The sequence below is a fragment of the Virgibacillus sp. L01 genome (assembly GCF_052246775.1).
Classification (GTDB): Bacteria; Bacillota; Bacilli; order Bacillales; family Amphibacillaceae; genus Lentibacillus.
Genome location: NZ_JBQQCP010000005.1, coordinates 262,645 through 284,364, shown reverse-complemented (window position 1 = coordinate 284,364; position 21,720 = coordinate 262,645). Strand labels below are relative to the sequence as shown.

The window sequence follows — 21,720 nt, the reverse complement described above, 5'->3', positions numbered from 1 at the left end:
TCGGAAATATATAATAGAAAATAAATTTCATATAGAGGTGGAATTATATGCCTAAAATTGACAATATGTTAGCAATTCTATGGATGCTTAGTTCAGGTGAAAAAATTACTGCGAAACAATTTTCGGAAAAGTTAGAGATTAATATAAGGACTGTGTATCGTTATATTGATACACTTTCAATAAGTGGTGTACCTATAATTTCAGACGCAGGACATAATGGTGGATACACTTTATTGAACAATTTTATTGAAGCTCCTCTTTTTTTTGATTTAGAGGAGCAAACCTCGCTATTTCACGCTGCTATTTTTGCAGAAGAAGCCGGGTATTATGGTGGTGAAGCACTAAATAGGGCTATTTCAAAGCTAAGGAAATATTCGAATCAAGAACAGGAAACAAAGATAAATCAACATTTAAATAGTCTAGAAGTAATAAGTCGATTAAGTTCCCTCGCTATGGAACCTTTTTTGAAGGAGTTGGAGCAGGCTGTAGCTGACGGATACTCTATAAAAATTCTATATCATAAAAGTGGCGAAGAGCAATCAAAGTATAGATTGGTTGATCCGTACAGAATTATTTATTGGAATAATAAGTGGTATTTGATTGGATTTTGTCATCTCAGGAATGATATCCGTAGTTTTAGAGTAGATCGAATTGAAAGTCTAATGCTAACCAAAAATAAGTTTAACCAGCCAGAAAATTTTTCAGCACGTGACTTTTTTATGAAAAACCTCCTTCCAACTATAGAAGAAAAAGAAGGGATTATTTCTTTAGTTATTAATGGAAATACAAGTGCGTTGGATGATATTTGCCAACATTGGTTTTTAGGACATTATTTACAAGAACGGACTTCAAATCAAGCAGTATTTTTTCTTGAAAAAGATATGATACATAAATATGTACCATATTTACTTTTACCGTATGGTAAATCTATTCAAGTTATTGAGCCAATAAGTCTTAAGAAAAGACTTATTGAAGTTCTGTCGGAATTAATAAAATTTCATCAAGTATAATACAACTTCCCTGACGTTAGCTGTCAGGGAAGTTGTATTATACTAGGTATATCAATTGGGATTGGAGTGTTATTTAATGCAAACAAAAAAAGTTTATCTTTATGTATTTAATACAATGTCAGACTGGGAATATGGATATTTAATTGCTGAACTAAACTCAGGAAGATATTTCAAAAAAGATTTAGCACCTTTAAAAGTAATTACAGTAGGAGCTAATAAAGAAATGATTACTACTATGGGAGGACTGAGCATAAAACCAGATATTTCCCTTGATGAATGTACTCTTGAGAGTAAAGATCTTTTAATTTTACCAGGAGGGACTACTTGGAGTGAAGAAATTCATCAACCTATCTTGGAAAGAATTGGCCAAGCTTTAAAGCTTGGCACTATTGTTGCTGCAATTTGTGGTGCAACTGAGGGCCTCGCGAATATGGGATACTTAGATACTAGAAAGCATACAAGTAATAACTTAGAATATACTAAAATGGTATGTTCTAACTATAAAGGAGAAAAGTTCTATGAGTTGGGATCTGCGGTATCTGATGCAAATTTAGTTACTGCATCAGGAATAGCTCCTCTGGAATTTGCAATGGAGGTACTGAAAAAAATAGATGTATTTACACCAGATGCATTACATTCATGGTATAACCTAAATAAGACTCATAAACCTGAATACTTCTTCCAGTTAATGAATTCAATAAATAAATGAAGTAACTGAAAAGCTCAATTTCTCTATTTTGATTTGTAGAGAAGTTGGGCTTTTTAATTTGGAATTTCCTTATCGTTGTAAATCCGCATTTTCCTGACGCTACCCCATACAAGGAAGTTCATTTATTTTAGTTACTAACATTAATGTACATCAATTTATTATAAAAGAAATTCAGTTACCAACATTAATGTAAGTTGAAAAAATTTACAATATCTAAAAAACATTGATATTAAGGGATTCCGTAGTTACCAACATTAATGTCCGTGAACAGTATTTGTTTCCCGAAATCAATGTCCTTCCCTATGTAACAAAGTTCTTCCTTAGGGAACAAAGTTGGTTTATGAGAAGAGTAAGAAGAGAAGAAAAAAGAGAAGAAACCGACCAATCAGCATCCACTCCTTACTCAAATAAACTCAATCAAATATCAATCAAAATTCAGGCTGGATCCAATCACGGACCAGTCTTTTTTCTTTGCCTTCGAAAACCCTCAATTCATTATCAGCACTGAACTCAATCAAGTACAATTCAATCAAAACCCAATCACTTTTCAATCATGTTTCGAGGAAAGGTGTGAGAGAAAGAAACGAGAAAGTCTACCTCTCCTCTTTCTCCAATTCCTTTCTCTGTTCTGATCGCCCAGGGAAGAACTAAGTTGCTGAAGCACTTGCGCTAAAAGATCAGCAGAATGAAAGTAAAATTACTGAAAATAAAGTCGAAACACCTAAAATAAATCAGCAAGTCATTATTGTTGGCGCTACCGTAATGGTTTTAACCCAAATAGTCATGGTTGCGGTTATGACGATGACCCCTGTGCATATGGGAGACCATGGTCATGGATTAAGAGAAGTGGGGCTAATAATTGGGATTCATATAGGAGCAATGTATCTTCCTTCACTTGTAACAGGAATACTTGTTGATAAGGTTGGACGTAAAGTGATGGCGGGAGCGTCAGGATTTACGTTACTATTGGCTGGTATAATAGCTGCTTACGCGCCAACTGATTCTTTAGTCATGTTAACGATCGCATTAGCCTTATTAGGATTAGGGTGGAATTTTGGCTTGATCAGCGGAACTGCACTTATCGTAGATGCAACAACACCAACAAACCGTGCCAAGATACAAGGAAAAGTAGATGTTTTAATCGCACTTTCAGGGGCTGCAGGTGGAGCTTTATCAGGTATTGTTGTAGTTAACTCCAGCTTTACTGCATTATCTCTTGGCAGTGGTGTGCTTTCATTAATTCTTGTTCCTGTTGTTTTGATGGTTTTACGTAGAGAAAGCAACGATAAGGTAGCACATAGAACTAACTAATCATTCTTAGTAAAAAAAGCCGATAATGTTAGGAAAAAGATCATTTAACGTTAAGAAAAGGACCCCACTTTTCGAATAAAATATTATAAGGTGCAGCAACCTATCGACATCAGCATGAAGGGCGAGAAAATCATGAGGCGTCTATTATATGTTATTTTCATTACCATTATAATATTCTTCAGCATCTACGGTTTAAAGGGATGGGGATCTTCAAACGAAAAAAACTCAAGTAAGGGTGAGTGGGTAGGTGCTTGGACTGCAAGTATGCAATCACCTGGTGAAGATGGAGTTTCTCATAAAGGATTTGAAAATCAAACCATACGATTAATTCTCCGACCTCATATAGACGGTGAAAAAATGCGCATCCGCGTATCTAATACATTTGGTTTGGACCCGCTAACTATCGACGAGGTACATGTAGCGATTACCAAAAATGGATCTGAGATTATTCCTGGTACAGACCAAAAGGTCACATTTGGAGGCGATGAAAAGGTAACCATTCCCTCTGGTGAGAAAGAATTTAGTGATCCTATTCCTCTTAAAGTAAATAGTGAAAAGAATTTGGCAGTAAGTGTTTATGTTAAGGATAAAACTGGTCCAGCTACATGGCACCCGCATTCCATGCAAACCACGTATATTTCAACTGGGAATCATGTTTCAGATTCTGGTTCTTCAGCATTTAAAACAAAAGAAGAAGCATGGTTTTGGTTAGATGGAGTGGATGTTGTAGCCGATTCATCCGTAAAAGGTTCGCTTGTTGTAGTGGGAAGTTCTATTGCGAATGGAAATCACTCGACAGTAAATGCCAATCACCGATGGCCTGATTATTTAGCGAAACGATTTAATCAGGATAGTTCTGATGTCAAAATGTCTGTATTGAACGCAGGAATCTCTGCTAATCAATTAATAAACAGTCATTCTGATAAAGGTGAGAATGCATTAGCGAGGCTAGAACGAGATGTTTTTAGCCAAACAGGAGTTAAGGCAGTAATCCTAAATCAAGGATTAAATGATATTCGACATTATCCGGAATATGATGCGGATAAAATTATTGAACGAATGAGGCAGGTTATCAATTCTGTCCATGGACAAGGACTTAAAATTTATGGTGGTACGTTAACGCCCTTTAAAGGTTCGGGAATGTATACTTCAAAAAAAGAGAAAACGCGTCAGGAGGTAAATGACTGGATTAGGACAAGTGGCGAGTTTGATGGAGTAATTGATTTTGACAAAGCACTAAGGGATCCAGAAGAACCTGAACGTTATCTTCCCAAATATGATGCTGGGGATCACTTGCACCCTAATGATTTAGGTTATAAGAAAATGGCTGATTCAGTTGACCTTTCCATGTTCAAATAGCTATTTGTAAAGTCGGAGTGCTTACCCCGGCTTTTTTTTTTAGCAGTATATAAAACATTTCTACTGCATAAGTGCAACATAGGCTAAAACATGAGCCAAAAGTTACGTGGGGTAAATAGGTAATATCTACTCTGTTTATTCAGAATTATTAAATAATAATTCCATCGTACTATATACAGGCTATCTTCTAGAAGCTACTATTAACTTGATAGAGTTAATAGTTTGGAAAGGAGGAGAACAAACATAATAGAGTTATATAAGGAGGTTAGATAATGAAGAACAAGGCTATTGTAATTTTCATTGCTCTTCTAATGATTCTAATTTCACCGATGACCACAGCAGCTTCTGAGAAAGACCCCGACAAACACCAAGACATAACACTGAACGTAATGACCTTTAACATTCATGCAGGGATTGGAAGTGACGGATTGTACGATATCGATCATACTGCCGAAACAATTCGAAGTTCTGGAGCAGATGTAATTGGATTGCAGGAAGTGGATGTCAATTGGGGGTATCGCAGTAACTTTGAGGATCAAGTTGAATACCTTGCCGAAAAGTTAGATATGCATGCCTTCTTTGCCCCAATTTATAATCAAGATCCACTAAATGAAGAAGACCCAAGAAGAAAATATGGACTAGCAGTTTTAAGTAAATACCCTATTATCAATTCTGAAAATTACGAAATAACAAGACTCTCGACACAAGATGCTGTGCCTGAACCAAGTCCTGCTCCTGGATTTCCTGGTGTTTCGATAAACGTCAAAGGGATCAACGTTTCCTTGTATGTAACACACCTGGATTACCGTGGAGACCCGTATATTCGAGAAATGCAAGTAGACGATATGCTCAGCATTATTTCCGAACAAAAAAATACCTTTCTAGTCGGTGATATGAACGCAACACCTGATGCTCCTGAGCTGCAGCCGCTTTTCAATAGGTTCAATGATGCATGGAATGAAGCAGGAAGTGGAGATGGCTATACCTACCCAGAGACTTCACCAGAAAAACGTATTGATTATATTTTCACATCCCAAGATCTAAGCCCGACAAACACCCAAGTGATAGACACTGAAGCATCTGATCACTTACCGGTAATGACAGAGGTACTCTTAACACGAGATAACTAGATTAAAAGGAGTGAAATTTTAATGAAGAAACGATTGTTTGCGATTCTTTCCAGTTTCTTGCTTATTTTAATGAGTTTACCAATGACGAGTTTTGCAAATGGCTGGGACGATCCAACCCATCCTGGCTGGGGTGATGGTGAAAAAGTCAAACATGGCTGGATTGTTAACAAAATAAACCATATGACATTGGAAGAAAAAATTGGCCAGTTATTTGTCATTCATATGTACGGTAAAACCCCGACAGATCCTAATTATGAAGACACAAACTTACGGATGAACCGAGGAGCTAAGAATTTTGAAAAGGCGATTGAAAAATATCATATTGGTGGTGTAATCTATTTCAATTGGACAGGTAATATTGGAACACCGATTGATACAACACAGGTTAATGCGCTATCAAATGGTCTACAAGATATCGCGATGGATCAGCGTATGCCAATTCCATTATTTGTTTCGACGGACCAGGAAGGTGGAATTGTACAGCGGATTACAAGTCCTGGTACAGTGTTTCCTGGAAATATGGCACTTGGAGCCACGAGGTCTACCGAATATGCAGCACAATCTGCAGCTATTATGGGCGAGGAATTAAGCAGTCTTGGTATTAACATGAACTTTGCCCCAGTAGCAGATGTGAACGTTAACCCGGAGAATCCGGTTATCGGTGTTCGCTCATTCAGTGAAGATCCCGATCTCGTTTCAGATTTAACAGTTGCCCAGGTGCAGGCATATGAAGATCAAAGTGTCATCCCAACAGCTAAGCATTTCCCTGGTCATGGAGATACAAATGTTGATTCTCATTATGGATTGCCGATTATTAACCATGACTTAGAGACGCTGCATAATGTTGACTTAAAGCCATTTCAAGCAGCAATTGAAAATGGTATAGATGCAATAATGACAGCCCATATCGTTGTTCCGGCACTTGATGATTCAGGCCTGCCAGCAACGCTATCCAAGCCAATTTTACAAGGACTTTTACGTGAGGAAATGGGTTTTGAGGGATTGATTGTTACCGACAGCTTAGGCATGTCAGGTGCCAATGTCGTTGAACCAGACCGTGTTGCTGTAGAAGCATTTAAGGCAGGAAACGATATTTTACTAAACCCACCTAACGTGGAAGTGGCTTATAATTCAGTGTTAGAAGCAGTTCAAAGTGGAGAGATTAGTGAGGATCGTGTGAATGAATCCGTGTATAGAATACTGAAAGCCAAAATGGAGAAGGGACTATTCGGAGACACGTACACAGATCCAAGTGAAGTTGAAAACATTGGTACAGAAGAAAATTTGGCAAAAGCAACCGAAATTGCAAACAAAAGTATTACACTTGTTAAAAATGAAAACAATTTACTGCCTTTGCAGGATGACGGCAGTTTATTTATAACAGGGCCATCTGCAGGAGATCCTGATTACCTCTCTGATCTGCTTAGGGAAAAAGGGTACGATTCTAGTGATTACGCAACAAACACAAGTCCAAGCTCAAATCAAATCGCTGAGGCAACATCAAGAGCAGCGGATGCTGATAAAGTTATTGTGACAACGTATACTGCCAATACGAACAATGCCCAACAGCGTTTAGTAGAATCCCTAATGGAAACAGGTAAGCCAGTCATCGTAACAGCGGTTCGTAATCCATATGACATAATGGCGTTTCCAGAGGTGAATGGCTACTTAGCTACGTACGGTAACCGTGACGTATCTATCGAAGCACTAGCCAGAGTGCTAAGTGGTGAGGTTAATCCAGAAGGGAAATTACCGGTAACAATTCCGGAACTGTATGAGTTTGGGGATTACCTCAGTTATTAACTGAATAGGGCTTACTATAGCAATAAAGGTTCCGTTACCTATACCAACATTAATAATTTATTTTAAAATGATCATCACTGTAATTTGATGGTCATTTTTTTTGGTTATATATATGAATAATTTAAAAAATCAAAAAATATCTTGTGTTTTTATTACTCATAATGTATAGTGTAATCATACTTAATTCGTTCAATGAAAAAAGTAAGTATGCAGCAGTATTGGAGTGAATAAGATGCGTGCTTTAAGAAGTGGTAGTAAAGAGCTTATTAAAGAGATTAATAGGTTTAAAGTGTTAAATATTATTAGACAACAACAACCTATCAGTAGAGCAGAGATATCAAAACAATGTGATTTAGGAGTATCTACTCTCTCTTATATTATGGAAGAGCTGAAAACCCAAAGTTTAATTTATGAGATAGGAGAGGCGGACTCAACGGGTGGAAGAAAAGCAAAATTACTTAGGTTTAATAAAGATCATGGATCTATTGTAAGTGTCAAGATTGAAGAGACACAAATATTAACAGCGCTTACAAATATGGAGGGGGAAATATTATCTAAGAGATATGCTTCTTTTCAGAAGAAAACGTCTCCTAATAAAGTTGTTTCAATTATTGAAAGAGAAATCCACCAGATTTTTTCAGAGGAAAAACGCGACATTTCTCTTCTTTTAGGTATCGGAATATTATCTTCAGGATTAGTAAATCAACATGATGGAAGTATTTTGCGGTCATCCATGTTGGGATGGGAGAACATACCAATTACGAACATGGTGAAGGAACTTTTTCCTGATGTTCAAATTTTTGTTGATAACAACATTAATGGATATACCTTGGCGGAGATGGAAAAAGGAGAAGGAAGAGGTAGTAATAACTTCTTGGTTGTCTCCATCGGTGCTGGACTTGGGTTGTCAGTCGTGATTAATCGTAAAATTTATTATGGTTCTGTTGGCGGTGCAGGAGAATTTGGCCACACGAATCTTGTTATTGACGGATATCCTTGTCATTGTGGTCAAAATGGCTGTCTGGAAATGTATGCTTCTGAATTTTACTTTGAAAACAAAGGGCTTGAAGGTTTAATAGATTATCCAGATTCAGATTTAGCGGACTTTCGATTTTCGGAAGTAGCAAAAACTGCAGAAGATGGCGATTCTTACGCTATAAATTTAATGAAAGAAATGGGAAAGTATCTTGGATACGGTTTGAAAAATCTGATAAACACCTTCAATCCAGACAAAATTATTATCGTTGGAGAAGGTGTGAAATATAGCCATTTATTTGAGAAAGATGTCTACGCTATTGCTAATGATAACTTTTTTGAAAAAGTGAATATTGAAACAGAACTCGTTTTCTCAAAGTTGAAAGAGGACGCATGGTTTACAGGTGGAGCACTACTAGCCATCAATGAGATTTTTCAGGAACCTATATATGAGCCAATTGCTAAACTCTGATTAAGGGGGTGCTAGACATGGTGGGAATGACAAAGAAAAAAACAACCTTCTGGTTATGTGTATTTCTCCTGCCAAATTTGATAGGATTTTTAACATTCATTGGTGCACCTATTATTTCTTCATTGGTTATTAGTTTTACAGATTGGGATTTACTGGGCACTATGACGTTTACTGGACTGGAGAACTATGTTCGATTAGTACAGGATTCGGAGTTTTGGGTTTCATTCCGTAATACTATTTTATTTATACTTGGTTATTTACCACTCGTTCTTATTTTTGGTCTTGCTTCTGCATTGTTACTTAACCAGAAAATGAAATTTCGTGCCTTTTTCAGGGCAACTTTTTTCTTACCAGTGATCACAAGTTGGGTAGCTGTATCTTTAGTATGGAAATGGTTATACAACCCGGAATATGGATTGATTAACTATTTGTTGTCTACGATTGGTATTGCTGGTCCTCAGTGGTTGAATGATCCTAGTACGGCCATGATAGGAATTATCCTTGCAAGTGCCTGGAAAGATATCGGTTTTGTAATGGTTCTATTTCTAGGAGGGCTGCAAAACATTTCTCCGACTTATTATGAAGCCGCTTCCATTGATGGTGCCAGTAAAATTCGAGAATTATGGAATATCACGATACCACTTTTAGCACCTACGACATTCTTTGTGACTATTATCTCACTAATTAACTCATTTCAAGTATTTGACCAGGTGATGATCATGACAGGTGGTGGTCCTGGGGGTTCTACGATTGTTATGGTTCAAAATATTTATAATCATGCTTTTCGTTATTTCGAAATGGGATACGCTTCTGCAATGAGTTGGGTACTCTTTCTAGTTATTTTCCTGTTTACTTGGATTCAAATGAAGGTTCAGGATAAGGGGGCGAATTAGCGGTGACAGTAGAAAACTCGAATGAAAATTTTATTTTGAAAAATACTCGCTTAATCAATACGAATAAACGTCCCATTATCAAGAAACTGCTTTTCTATTTACTTTTAATTGTTGGCGCTTTCACGATGCTGGTACCTTTTCTTTGGATGGTGTCTACCTCTCTTAAACCAGACGGGGCAACAATGGTATTACCACCTGAATTTGTTCCTGGGGACCCGACAACTGCTAATTACCAAAGAGTTACCCAGCAGTTTCCAATGATGCGGTTTTTATGGAACTCAATCGTGGTAGCAGTTCTTACTACATTAGGTCAAATGATATTTAGTTCTATGGCTGCGTATGCATTTGCAAGAATGCAATTTAAGGGAAGAGATAAGTTATTTTTACTGTATTTAGCGACTATGATGGTTCCGACCCAGGTAACGATGATTCCGCAGTTTATATTAATCAAGCAGTTTGGTTGGTTAGATTCTTACCCTGGACTCATTATACCAACGATGTTTGCCGTGTTTGGAACCTTCCTTATGCGTCAGGCTATGTTGGGGATACCTCGTGAATTGGAAGAAGCAGCATTCATGGATGGGGCGAATCACTTCCAAGTATTTTACCGGGTTTGTTTACCTTTGATTAAACCTATGCTTGCTACATTAGGAATCTTTACATTTATGCAATCATGGAATAATTTCTTATGGCCACTGATTGTGATAAGTAATGAGAAGCTTGCAACATTGCCTCTTGGACTATCTCTGCTGCAGGGGAGGTGGGCCACAGACTGGGGATTAATGATGTCCGGGGTAGTCATAAGTATTTTACCGATATTAATTGTCTATCTTTTCGCTCAGAAATACTTTATCCAAGGTATGACTATGAGTGGAATGAAAGAATAAATTATTAAAGATGGGAGAGATTTATATGAAGAAGTTTTGGTTTTCATCTGTATTATTATTGATAGCTATTCTTAGCTTAGTGGCTTGTTCTTCTGATGATAGTGGAGAAGCAGAAGGAAAGGATGGTACGACAGAAATAACGTATTATAGCTTCTCTGCGACACCGGATTATGAAGATGTGCTAGCTGACATTGTTGAGGCTTTTGAAAAAGAAAATCCAAACATTAAAGTAAATACAGAATTAGTAGCGTATGCAGATTACTTCACGAAACTACAGACGCGTATTGCTGGAGGAAATGCACCAGATGTATTTGAATTAAACTATGAAAATTTTATCCAGTATGCTTCCAAAGGAACATTAGCTGATTTATCAGGATATATCGAAGAAGATGAAAGCTTTGATCCTGCGCAGTTGAATCAAGAAGCCTTTAAAGCTTATCAGTATGATGGAAAGCAGTTCGGGATGGTGGAAAGTTTCTCTAATGTTTTAACTTTTTACAACAAAGACCTTTTTGATAAAGCTGGTGTCGAATATCCAACCGAAGACTGGACTTGGGAAGATGAATTGGAAGCTGCCAAGAAAATTACTGACGAAGAAAATAATGTCTGGGGAACTTATGCCCCTACAACAATGAACGAATACTTTAAAATTGCAGCACAGAATGGTGGGCAACTATTTAACGAAGAAGGTAAGCCAACGGTTCAATCAGAAGCAAACTTAGAAGCACTGAATTATATGGTGGATAAAGTGACAGAGTCCGGTGTATCTCCTTCCCCTGCGGAAATGTCTGGGCAGGCACCTGCAGACTTGTTCCTGAATGGCCAACTTGGTATCGTTCATACAGGTATTTGGATGTTTGGGGCATTTAAAGATGCATCGTTTGAATGGGATGTTGAGCTAGAAGCGGGAAATACACAAAAAGCACATCATTTCTTTGCGAATGGATTAGCAGTATCTAAAGATTCCAATAAAAAAGAAGCTGCGTATAAATTTGCTGCTTTCATGAGCGCGAGTGAACAAGTGGCTAAACTGCGTGTCGAAAATTCATGGGAGTTGCCAGCAATAACAAATGAGAAAATTTTACAACCATATCTTGAGCAGACACCACCAGAAAATAGAGAGGCAGTATTTGAAGCACTAGATACCCTTGTACTGCCACCAGCTGTTAATGAGTGGAGTAAAATTAGTGACGTAACAAACCAGGAGTTTGAAAAAGCTCTAAATGGTGATAAAACACCAGAAGAAGTGCTAGAAACGCTTCAATCTGAATACGAACAAATCATGAACAATTAAGTGATTCGAGAAGGGTATATGTGTAACCACCTCACATATATCCTTCTTCATGAAAGGATGGTGCATATGGAAGCGAAACAGACATATATAGAATTGCTTCAAGCGTATCTTTCACAACTGAAAGGAGACTTTAACTCAGCAGAAGAGTCCCTACTGTGCTTACAGCCTGATATCGAAACAGAAGAGATTTATAATATTGCAACATGGACATGGCTACTTCAAAGACAAATAGGATTAACATCTGATAATAAAAAAATAGCAATCATCGATTATGAATCCTATATTGCGTATCTTACAAAGGAATGGGAGGAAGTGCACGAAGGTATATGGGGAACAGGTTCAAAAGATATTTATTTGTCAAACATATCTATGGTTTATGCTGCTTTGTTGGAGACGAAAAATAACCGGGGTTCCTTTTCCCTACAAAAGGTTATGACAGATATTCGGGATTTTGTTTTTAATAATTTATTATCGGGGGGAACGGCTCTCAACGGGGTACATAATCGAACAATTTCTGTCGACCAAACACTAGCTGTTATGCCTTTCGGTTTATTTTCACCAGAAGACCTGGCTATCGTGGAGGCGACACAGAAAATGATTCTTCATTTAGAAGAGGACGGTGGGTTATTACCCTATCGTGGAGCCCAAGAATCTTCTGCGTCTGCTACCGCTATGATCGCCCTTTATTACTTGGAGAAATCCGAAAAGGAAAAAGCTTTTCATTATGCTCAACAAGTACAATTGGATAAAGGGAAAGATGAGCTTGCTGATATTATCCTGAATATTTTTGATCACTATGCAGCAAAAGAAAACCATAGAGATCAAATTATTCATGAGCCTTTGGGAAATGAAAACGTTTATATTTCTCAACTAACGGAACGAATACCACATTATCCAACTTTAGATGATTATACTCAGATTGCTTGCCAAGTAGTTAGTCAGAGTGATATTGATAGCGTTGTAGTCGAAATGGAAAATGAAGCAAAAACCTGGCGAATAACAAAAAATCTTCTTTCTAAATTTATTAACGGTACAGCTGTATATCGAAGAAAAATAGATCCTCTCCCTGATCATGATAGATATTCATACAGATTTATAGCAAAACTTCTTAATGGAAAAGAGCTTCGCTCGAAAAAATACATGTTAACAACCCGGAAGAAGAATGAAACAAATAGTCTCCATTTATTGGAGAAAAAGGATAAAGGGTTGTTACTTGGACTTGGCCAGGATAATGCTATGAGTATTTCCTTAAGGGAAGACGGAATGAACATTAGTATTCAGCAACAAGCAGGGCAAATGGTGTCCGAACGTGATAATGAAGAACCTATATCTCTAGATGTTGGGGAATACAGACTGGAAGTTGAAATGGAAAACCCACGGATTTCTCTTTTTAAAGGTGAGAGTAGACTCCTTTCAACCCATCCTTTGTATGCTCCTTTTGAATGGAGGACTGATGTAGAAGGTATAGTTAGAGAATTCAATATTAATTGGTATACGCCAAAAGAGGAGAAGTTTTATGGATTTGGTGAAAGGTACAACGCTATCGAACAACGAGGAGAAGTCATTGATTGCTATGTATACAATCAATACAGAGACCAGGGAACGAGAACGTATATACCGATCCCATTTTATATGACCAATACCGGATATGGTTGTTTTGTAAATACAGCGAATTACACAAAATTTGATCTTGCATCTGAACTGAAAGACAAATGCACCGTGACGTTTGAACAGGATTCCATGGTAACCAATACGGATATCCATTTTTACTTTGGTGACTATAAGAAGCAACTCAAAGCTTACACCGAGGTAACAGGAAAGCCAGCAATGGTGCCGGCATGGGCTCTCGGTCCATGGATGTCGAGTAATAACTGGGACAGACAATCTATTGTTGAGGGAGAAGTAAAAACCACAAACAAGCATAGTATTCCCGCAACGGTTATCGTTCTGGAGCAATGGAGTGATGAAGCTACGTATTATATGTTCAATGACGCAACTTACGAGCTTAAAGAGCCTGGACATGTGCACGGTTATGCTGAAATGAGTTTTCCTTCCTGGGGAAGGTGGCCGGATCCAAAGGGAATGGTCGAGAAGTTACACGATGAAAATTTAAAACTTATTCTCTGGCAAATTCCCATACAGAAGTACTTAAATAATCAAAAACATCCTCTTAAGGATCAAGATGAGGCTTACATGATAGAAAATGGGTATGTAGTGAAGAACGAGGATGGTTCTCCATATCGCATCCCGGAAAACTGGTTTACGAACAGCTTAGTAATGGATTTTAGCAATGAAGCGGGAAAAAAGTGGTGGTTTGATAAACGTCAATATCTATTAGATATAGGGGTAGACGGTTTTAAAACAGATGGAGGTGAATTTATTTTCGGGAAAAACCTTCAATTTGCAAATGGCCAAACCGGAAGCGAAATGCGGAATCAATACCCGAATGATTATATTGAAGCTTACTATAATTTTGCTCAGCAGAATAACGGTATCACATTTAGCCGTGCAGGTTATATAAGTGCCCAAAATTTTCCGGCTCACTGGGCAGGAGATGAGCGCTCTACATTTGATGCCTTTAAACGGTCTTTGGTGGCTGGGATTAATGCAGGTTTAGCAGGAATCGTATTTTGGGGTTGGGATTTAGCTGGGTTTAATGGAGAGATTCCAACAGCAGAGTTATTCATGCGATCTTCCTCGATGGCTGCTTTTTGTCCAATTATGCAATACCATGCAGAGAGTAAAGCAGAGTTTAGTCAAGATCGAACGCCATGGAATATTGCAGCACGTACGGGTGAAGAAAAGGTTATTGATGTATATCGATTCTTTGCTAATGTTCGAATGAATCTAATCCCTTATTTATATCAGGAGTCAAAAATAGCAAGTGAAACAGGCATACCTTTGATGCGTGCACTTATGATTGATTATCCGGATGACTCCAGAGTAGATGGTCTTTATGATGAGTACCTTTTTGGTCAATCTTTACTAGTAGCTCCCATAATTGAAGAAAATACAATTTCTAGAAAGGTTTATCTACCTAAAGGAAGGTGGGTGGATCTATGGGGTGGTAAAGTGTACCAAGGGCCAACAGTCGTTTTATCAGCTGCCGATGTTGATCAAATCCCTGTATTTGCCCGTATGAATCACGCTCTATTACTTAATGTAAACGATACGAAGCAGTGGGGGAGTTCAGTTGGTAATGATATCTCTCAATATCAGGTACCATTATGTAAAATTTATTGTGATGCTTCATTTAATCAAAAACTGGAAGATCATTTGGGGAATACGGTTGAGCTATCCGTGGAAGTTTCTGATGAGGAAATCACAGTCAGAGTGCAAACAGATATAAAAGGGTTACACTATGACGTTATAGGAAGTGACAAACCACTGCACATTATTAATGTAAAGGAAGGGTTGTAGAATATGTTAGAAAATACAAGTTTTGCTATTCTGCCTTCTGAAGTTAGTGAAAAAGAAGAAGTCCTGCACTCTATCGGTTCCATTCAAGGAGTATACTGGGATGGCAGTGTACTAAGAGGGGAACTGGCTAAAGGGAGTTTCTTTCTATATTTTCTGCATGAAAAAGTAATCCGTTTTGGTTTAAACCCTTTTAATAAAGTGGATGAAAATACTTCTATCGCTATAGAGAAAGATGAAACCCAGGCAGGGGCACACTTTAATGAGAAGGAAAATGAAATTACCTTAGTTCTGGGAGATTACTGTATAACTATTTTTAAATCTCCTTTTCATTTTAACGTTAAGAGGCACGAGGAAATCATTTTTGAAACAAATGCACCTTCTGTCGCTTATAGCTCGGAAAAACATATAATTTTCTCGATGCACAAGTCTGTGAATTCTCCAATATATGGTCTGGGGGAAAAAAGTGGATTTATTAATAAAAATGGATCAAAACTAAGCAACTGGAACACAGATGTCTTCGCACCTCACAACAAAGATACGGTTGAGTTATATCAATCAATTCCTTTTGCTATTATTCATGAACCAGATAAACTCTCAACAGGTGTTCTCTTCGATAATTCTTATCGTACAGAATTTGATATGCAGCGATATGAAGATAAGATGACCGTCCGGGCTGAAGGTGGTTCAGTAAACACTTATATTATTCTGGGAGATGATATTAAAGACACGGTGCGGCACTATACGAACATTACTGGGACCACACCGCTTCCTCCCAAATGGTCCCTAGGCTATCACCAGTCTCGCTATAGCTACGAATCACAAGAGGAAGTAGAAAGAGTAGTGACTACATTTAAAAAATATAAAATTCCTTTAGATTGTATATTCCTTGATATTCACCACATGGATGGTTATCGGGTATTTACGTTTAATGAGGATCGATTTCCTAATGTTGGAAAGCTAATCTCTGATTTAAGAGAGAAAGGAATTGATGTAGTGCCGATTGTAGATCCAGGCGTGAAGAAGGATGTTGACTATTCGGTATATCGAGAGGGGATAACACATAACTACTTCAGTAAATATATCGACGGAGTTGTGTATCATGGAGAAGTATGGCCTGGGCAAAGTGCATTTCCTGACGTTTTCCAGACTAAAGCTCAGCAATGGTGGGGCAATTTGCATCGTTTCTATACTGACTTAGGAATCAGAGGGATTTGGAACGATATGAATGAACCATCCGTGTTTAATGAAACTAAAACGATGGATTTAAATGTTATGCATAACAAGGATGGCAAGCTCATTAGTCACAAGGAGGGCCATAACCTTTATGGGTTATATATGAGTAAAGCAACTTTTGAAGGTTTGCAGGTGCAACTGCCTAATACAAGGCCTTTCTCTCTTACTAGGGCTGGATATGCAGGGGTTCAGCGCTATTCAGCTGTATGGACTGGTGACAATAGAAGTCACTGGGAACACCTTGAAATGTCGCTTCCAATGATTATGAATCTAGGAATGTCAGGAGTAGCATTTTGTGGTGGAGATGTGGGTGGGTTTTCTTCTGATGCAACACCGGAATTATTAATCCGATGGACACAGATGGGAGCATTTTTACCATATTTTCGAAATCATAGTGTTCAAGATTCTATTTATCAGGAACCATGGGCTTTTGGAGAAGAAACGATGGTTATTGTTAAGAAATATATCGAATTGCGGTATCGCTTCATGCCGTATTTATATACATTATTTTATGAAGCAGAACAAACAGGAGTTCCTGTCGTGCGACCACTAGTGATGGAGTTTCCAGATGATAAAGAGACTTTAGACTGTAGTGATCAAGTGATGGTTGGAAATAATGTGATGATTGCTCCAATACTTCGCCCAGGTCAATCTTACCGTGCTGTATATTTTCCGAAAGGTGTTTGGTACGACTGGTGGACAGAAGTGAAGATAGAAGGAGGACAATATCACCTAATTCATGCGGAAATAGATACACTGCCAATATTTATAAAGGAAGGTACAGTTTTACCATTGGGCAATTCTGTATTCCATACAAAAGAAAAGCAAGACATTGAATTACTAGCTTATTACTCTGACCATAAAGAAATGGCGGGAAAGCTTTATGAAGATGATAATTTATCATATGACTATCGATTAGGTAAGTATTGTTTATCTACTATTAAAGTGATGAATAACGGGGAAACTGATGTCGTAAAATCAGGTGCTTTAGATACAAGTGCAACGATTAATAATGTGAAAATAATAGGGGAAAATGGAGTAGGTGAAAAGAGATGACAGCAGAATGGTGGAAAAAAAGTGTGGTTTATCAGATTTATCCTAGTAGCTTTAATGACACAACGGGTGATGGGGTAGGTGACATTCCCGGGATTATCGAAAAACTGGATTATTTAAAAAAACTAGGAATTGATGTAATTTGGCTATCGCCTATTTATGATTCCCCACAGGAAGATAATGGTTATGATATCCGAAACTATCGTGTGATTTATAAGCAGTTTGGCACAATGGAGGACGTGGAGCGGCTTTTAGATGAAGTCCACGCTAGAAATATGAAACTAATAATGGATTTAGTAGTGAACCATACATCAGATGAGCATCAATGGTTTGTTGAATCGAAAAGTAATAAAGATAATCCTTATCGTGATTACTACATTTGGAGAGATGGAAAGGCGTCTGGAGAGCCGCCAACAAATTGGAGTTCCATTTTTAGTGGCTCAGCATGGGAATATGATGATAAGACAGAACAATACTATCTTCATTTATTTGCAAAAAAACAGCCGGACTTAAACTGGGAGAATCCGAAGCTTAGAGAAGATGTGTATGACATGATGAATTTCTGGATGGACAAAGGAATTGATGGATTTCGTATGGATGTTATAAATTTTATATCCAAAGATCAGAGATTACCAGATGGAGAGTTAAAAGAAGGTAATAAATATGGAGATCCAGGTCCTTTTTTTGTCAACGGTCCACGCATTCATGAGTTTTTACAGGAAATGAGTCGTAAAGTACTTTCAAAACACGATGTTATGACTGTCGGAGAGATGCCAGGAGCCACACCCGAGGAAGCTAAGTTGTACACAAATCCTAAAAATAACGAATTGGATATGATTTTTACGTTTGAGCATATGTCTTTAGATGAGCGAGACGGAGATAAATGGGATCTGAAGTCACTAAATCTTGTTGATTTGAAAGAGAATTTCGAGAAATGGCAAACATCGTTAAATGATGTTGGTTGGAACAGTTTGTACTGGAACAATCATGACCAGCCACGTGTAGTATCCCGTTTTGGCAATGATGGTACTTATCGTGAAAAATCTGCTAAAATGTTGGCAACTTGTCTGCATATGATGCAAGGGACACCTTATATTTACCAGGGTGAAGAGCTAGGTATGACTAATATCCGTTTTGCTCGGTTAGAGGACTATCAGGATATCGAGACCCTTAATATGTACAAAGAAAAATCTGAATTAGGTTGGTCGCATGAACGAATCATGAAGGCTATATATTCGAAGGGTCGCGATAATGCCCGAACCCCTATGCAATGGAACGGATTAAAAAATGGAGGATTCTCTACAGGAGAACCCTGGCTTAGAGTGAATGACAACCATGCAAAGATCAATGCACAGGCTGCAATGGAAGATAAGAACTCTATTTTTTATCATTACCAACGCCTTATAAACCTAAGAAAAGAGTTGGATATCATCACAACAGGAAAATTTGAGTTGTTGATGCGTGCCGATCCGAACATCTTTGCATATCGGCGAGTCGGTGAGAGGGAGGAATTAATTGCATTGTGTAATTTCTCTGATCAGAAGGTTAATGTAAGCAGTGAGATTGTAGAAAAGATTTGGGATGCTGATATTGTTATTACGAATGAAGAAAAGTTATCTAAGGGACAAACATTACAACCTTATGAAGGGACAGTCTATAAACTATAATTTGGTAAATCGGAAACTTTAATAGCATGGCAGGTTAAAGAGGAATAAGAGGGAAACTAGAAAAGCATTAACTAGAAAATCTGAAAATTAAAAAGTGGATAACATAATTATCCGTATATAATGTTTATAGCTTTTAAGGTTTTTTTGGAAAACATTAAGATGGCAGTTAAAAAGTCTTTATTTTATGAATTGGATAGCGTAGTTGATAAGTTTAGGGTGAAGAATCGAATCTGAGCGATATACTTAACTGTGATATTAAGTGATTAGTGATCTTATAAATGGACTGCTGTAACAGTCCATTTTTAATTTCAGGAAAGAAAACTAAATCCTTTTCTTACTAGTGATAAGAAAAGTTTGCTAGAATTCCTGCACTCAAAAGTTAAAGAATGAATTTAAAGCATATCCCAAGGAGGTCCGTTCTCAAATTAAAGGATATCTGTCCGTGCAAAATTCAGACACTTAGCGAGCCACGGAAACCTCTGGCACCATAGTAGGACTCTGCTCCATTGTGATACGTGAAAACGTGTCCGAAGCGGTAATCGCAAAAAAGAGCACCGCCGAGTTTCCTGATATCAGAAGGTGTTTGTACCCAACTCGACGTTTTCTTATCGAAATTTTCAAGCTCCTGCAAAGCCCGATACTGTTCTTCTGTTAAAAGTTCAATGCCCATGTCAGTTGCCATATCAATAGCACTGTTTTCTGGTTTATGTTTTTTCCTTGACTCCAGCGCTTCACGGTCGTAACAAATGCTTCTGCGACCTTTAGGACTTTCCGTTGAACAATCATAGAAAATGTACTCGTCCTTCTTTTTATCATGACCAACAACATCCGGTTCACCGGCAGTTCTTTCCATTTCATTGAGCGACCACAGTTTTTCAGGATTAGTATCCAAATTTGCTTGGACATCAGCCCATTCAAGGCCTTCATGGCGGTGCATGTTTTTCTCAAAACGTGCTTTCAATGCTTTGAGTAATTCTTCACGTTGTTCTGGTGACAACTCCTGTTTGTTACTCACGTTAGTTTCCCCCTCACTGTTTTTAATCGTAATGGTTAATAAGTCATTTAAATAATTGTGTAAGTTCAGTTTACAATAAATGATTAAGTAAATCCATTCCTCCATAATCTGCCTAAACCCGGCACGATAGATTAAAGCGCTACGTTTGTTTAGGAAGCATCAGGGTTTTCTTGGCAGTAAGAAAGTATAACTACTTTCTTACTGCATAAGTGCAGCTAAGGCAATTCGCCCAAAGGCTTGCACTCCAGAGTATAAGGGGTTTTAAGAAAGCATAATACGCTTTCATAAGAATCCCTTTAACGATGCCAAGTTTTCTAAGCAGTTCTTTTTGGACCTATTAGGCTAGCAGATAGGCCGATTATTCCATAAAGTATAAATGAAAGAACATAACCCCACGCTTCAATAAACATTCCAGCGAATAATGAACCTATAACTTGCCCCACTGCCAAAAGTAAAAATGGAACACCAATACCTAATGATGCATTCGTAATAAATACACGAATTCCCCATACAAGAAGAACTCCTGTTAAAAATATATAGGAGCAACCGAAGATTCCAGCCGATAGGTAAGTCATAAGCAAATTTCCAGGTGCAAAAGAGAGAATTATCGATGATGATGCAATCGACAAACTCCCTAATTTGTAAGCTAACGGCAGTCCCCCTTTTTCAATTAGAGAACCAGAAAAACCGCCTAGCACACCAAATAATCCTATGATGACCCAGAATCCCGAAAGCTGCCAGGCACTATAATCTCCAGCCACCTCAATAAAGGTTCTGGAAAATGTCCAAAAGGCCGCTGTGGAAATTCCCAGGGTAAGCGATGCTAAAGTCAAAGGGGTGGCTCCTTTTACTCCTCGTATAGAGAGATTCCCTTTTTTAAACGTTAAACTTGGGCTCGCCCCGACTTTTGGAATCGCTCGGAGATTCCATACCAATATCAGAAATGTCAAGATAGCATAAATCAAATACGTCATTCTCCAGTTTGGTGCTAATAAAATCGCTCCCAATCCAGAAAGGACTATGCCAATACTTGTTCCTGAATTGATCCATGTGTTAGCTCGTCCTTGTTTATCCTCTTTAATCCAAAGCGATATCGCCGCACCATAAGGAGGAGATATTAAGCCTGTGCTTCCACCTGCTAGTATTACCCCTAACGCCAGCATCCACTCATTTGGAGCGATACACATCAACAGCAATCCAACAAATGCTGATAGTCCTGCAGCGATAATCATCCTTCTTGGCCCTTCTTTTGAAGTAATCACGGTGGATAGAATGATCGTAAAGCAATAGGATAAATAAAAAAGCGAAGAAATCATCCCTGATACGAATTCGGACATTTCAAGTGATTCATTTATCCCGGGAAGAAGCAATCCAAAACTAAACCTTGCAAATCCATAGGTGACAGCAATCATGGTAACTCCAGGTAAAACTAGCTTTGAAAATTTCATGGTACTCATCCTAACTCCAAAATAGTATATAGAACGACCTT

General features: G+C 37.9%; 14 protein-coding genes and 1 pseudogene. 13 read left to right on the top strand and 2 right to left on the bottom strand.

Going from position 1 to position 21,720, the window contains the following annotated elements; translation table 11 throughout:
* Positions 1 to 47 precede the first annotated feature (47 nt).
* From ACTWQM_RS11935 to ACTWQM_RS11875, 13 genes and pseudogenes are all read left to right on the top strand, one after another.
* Positions 48 to 1,010: a helix-turn-helix transcriptional regulator gene (locus ACTWQM_RS11935; protein ID WP_443258372.1), complete on the top strand. Its 963-nt coding sequence runs from the start codon at positions 48 to 50 to the stop codon at positions 1,008 to 1,010.
* 76 nt (positions 1,011 to 1,086) lie between these two features.
* A complete protein-coding gene (locus ACTWQM_RS11930; RefSeq protein WP_443258371.1) occupies positions 1,087 to 1,719 on the top strand; it encodes a type 1 glutamine amidotransferase family protein in 633 nt (210 codons plus the stop codon).
* A 651-nt stretch (positions 1,720 to 2,370) separates the two neighbouring features.
* A pseudogene (locus ACTWQM_RS11925) lies at positions 2,371 to 3,030 on the top strand (MFS transporter); the annotation flags it as partial.
* Positions 3,031 to 3,162: 132 nt separating this feature from the next.
* Positions 3,163 to 4,389 carry an SGNH/GDSL hydrolase family protein gene (locus tag ACTWQM_RS11920; RefSeq protein ID WP_443258370.1) on the top strand — a complete coding sequence of 409 codons (1,227 nt, stop codon included), beginning with the start codon at positions 3,163 to 3,165 and terminating at the stop codon, positions 4,387 to 4,389.
* Positions 4,390 to 4,661: 272 nt separating this feature from the next.
* A complete protein-coding gene (locus tag ACTWQM_RS11915) occupies positions 4,662 to 5,519 on the top strand; it encodes an endonuclease/exonuclease/phosphatase family protein (protein ID WP_443258369.1) in 858 nt (285 codons plus the stop codon).
* A gap of 21 nt (positions 5,520 to 5,540) precedes the next feature.
* A complete protein-coding gene (locus tag ACTWQM_RS11910; RefSeq protein WP_443258368.1) occupies positions 5,541 to 7,322 on the top strand; it encodes a glycoside hydrolase family 3 protein in 1,782 nt (593 codons plus the stop codon).
* A gap of 232 nt (positions 7,323 to 7,554) precedes the next feature.
* A complete protein-coding gene (locus ACTWQM_RS11905; RefSeq protein WP_443258399.1) occupies positions 7,555 to 8,769 on the top strand; it encodes an ROK family protein in 1,215 nt (404 codons plus the stop codon).
* Between the two features lie 17 nt (positions 8,770 to 8,786).
* Complete coding sequence (locus ACTWQM_RS11900; RefSeq protein WP_443258367.1) at positions 8,787 to 9,662, top strand: carbohydrate ABC transporter permease; 876 nt, start codon at positions 8,787 to 8,789, stop codon at positions 9,660 to 9,662.
* A 53-nt stretch (positions 9,663 to 9,715) separates the two neighbouring features.
* Complete coding sequence (locus ACTWQM_RS11895; protein ID WP_443258398.1) at positions 9,716 to 10,549, top strand: carbohydrate ABC transporter permease; 834 nt, start codon at positions 9,716 to 9,718, stop codon at positions 10,547 to 10,549.
* Between the two features lie 25 nt (positions 10,550 to 10,574).
* Positions 10,575 to 11,843, top strand: coding sequence for an ABC transporter substrate-binding protein (locus ACTWQM_RS11890; RefSeq protein ID WP_443258366.1), 1,269 nt, complete (start codon positions 10,575 to 10,577; stop codon positions 11,841 to 11,843).
* Between the two features lie 66 nt (positions 11,844 to 11,909).
* Positions 11,910 to 15,263 carry a glycoside hydrolase family 31 protein gene (locus ACTWQM_RS11885; RefSeq protein ID WP_443258365.1) on the top strand — a complete coding sequence of 1,118 codons (3,354 nt, stop codon included), beginning with the start codon at positions 11,910 to 11,912 and terminating at the stop codon, positions 15,261 to 15,263.
* Positions 15,264 to 15,266: 3 nt separating this feature from the next.
* A complete protein-coding gene (locus ACTWQM_RS11880) occupies positions 15,267 to 17,552 on the top strand; it encodes a TIM-barrel domain-containing protein (RefSeq protein ID WP_443258364.1) in 2,286 nt (761 codons plus the stop codon).
* On the top strand, positions 17,549 to 19,216 hold the full coding sequence (locus ACTWQM_RS11875) for a glycoside hydrolase family 13 protein (protein WP_443258363.1): 1,668 nt from the start codon (positions 17,549 to 17,551) through the stop codon (positions 19,214 to 19,216). Before ACTWQM_RS11880 ends, ACTWQM_RS11875 begins: the two co-directional genes overlap by 4 nt.
* A 451-nt stretch (positions 19,217 to 19,667) precedes the next feature.
* Here the strand turns inward: ACTWQM_RS11875 and ACTWQM_RS11870 are convergent, their stop codons facing one another.
* Both ACTWQM_RS11870 and ACTWQM_RS11865 read right to left on the bottom strand, forming a co-directional pair.
* Positions 19,668 to 20,231, bottom strand: coding sequence for a DUF4256 domain-containing protein (locus ACTWQM_RS11870; protein ID WP_443258362.1), 564 nt, complete (start codon positions 20,229 to 20,231; stop codon positions 19,668 to 19,670).
* 314 nt (positions 20,232 to 20,545) lie between these two features.
* Positions 20,546 to 21,679, bottom strand: coding sequence for an MFS transporter (locus tag ACTWQM_RS11865; protein ID WP_443258361.1), 1,134 nt, complete (start codon positions 21,677 to 21,679; stop codon positions 20,546 to 20,548).
* Positions 21,680 to 21,720 lie beyond the last annotated feature (41 nt).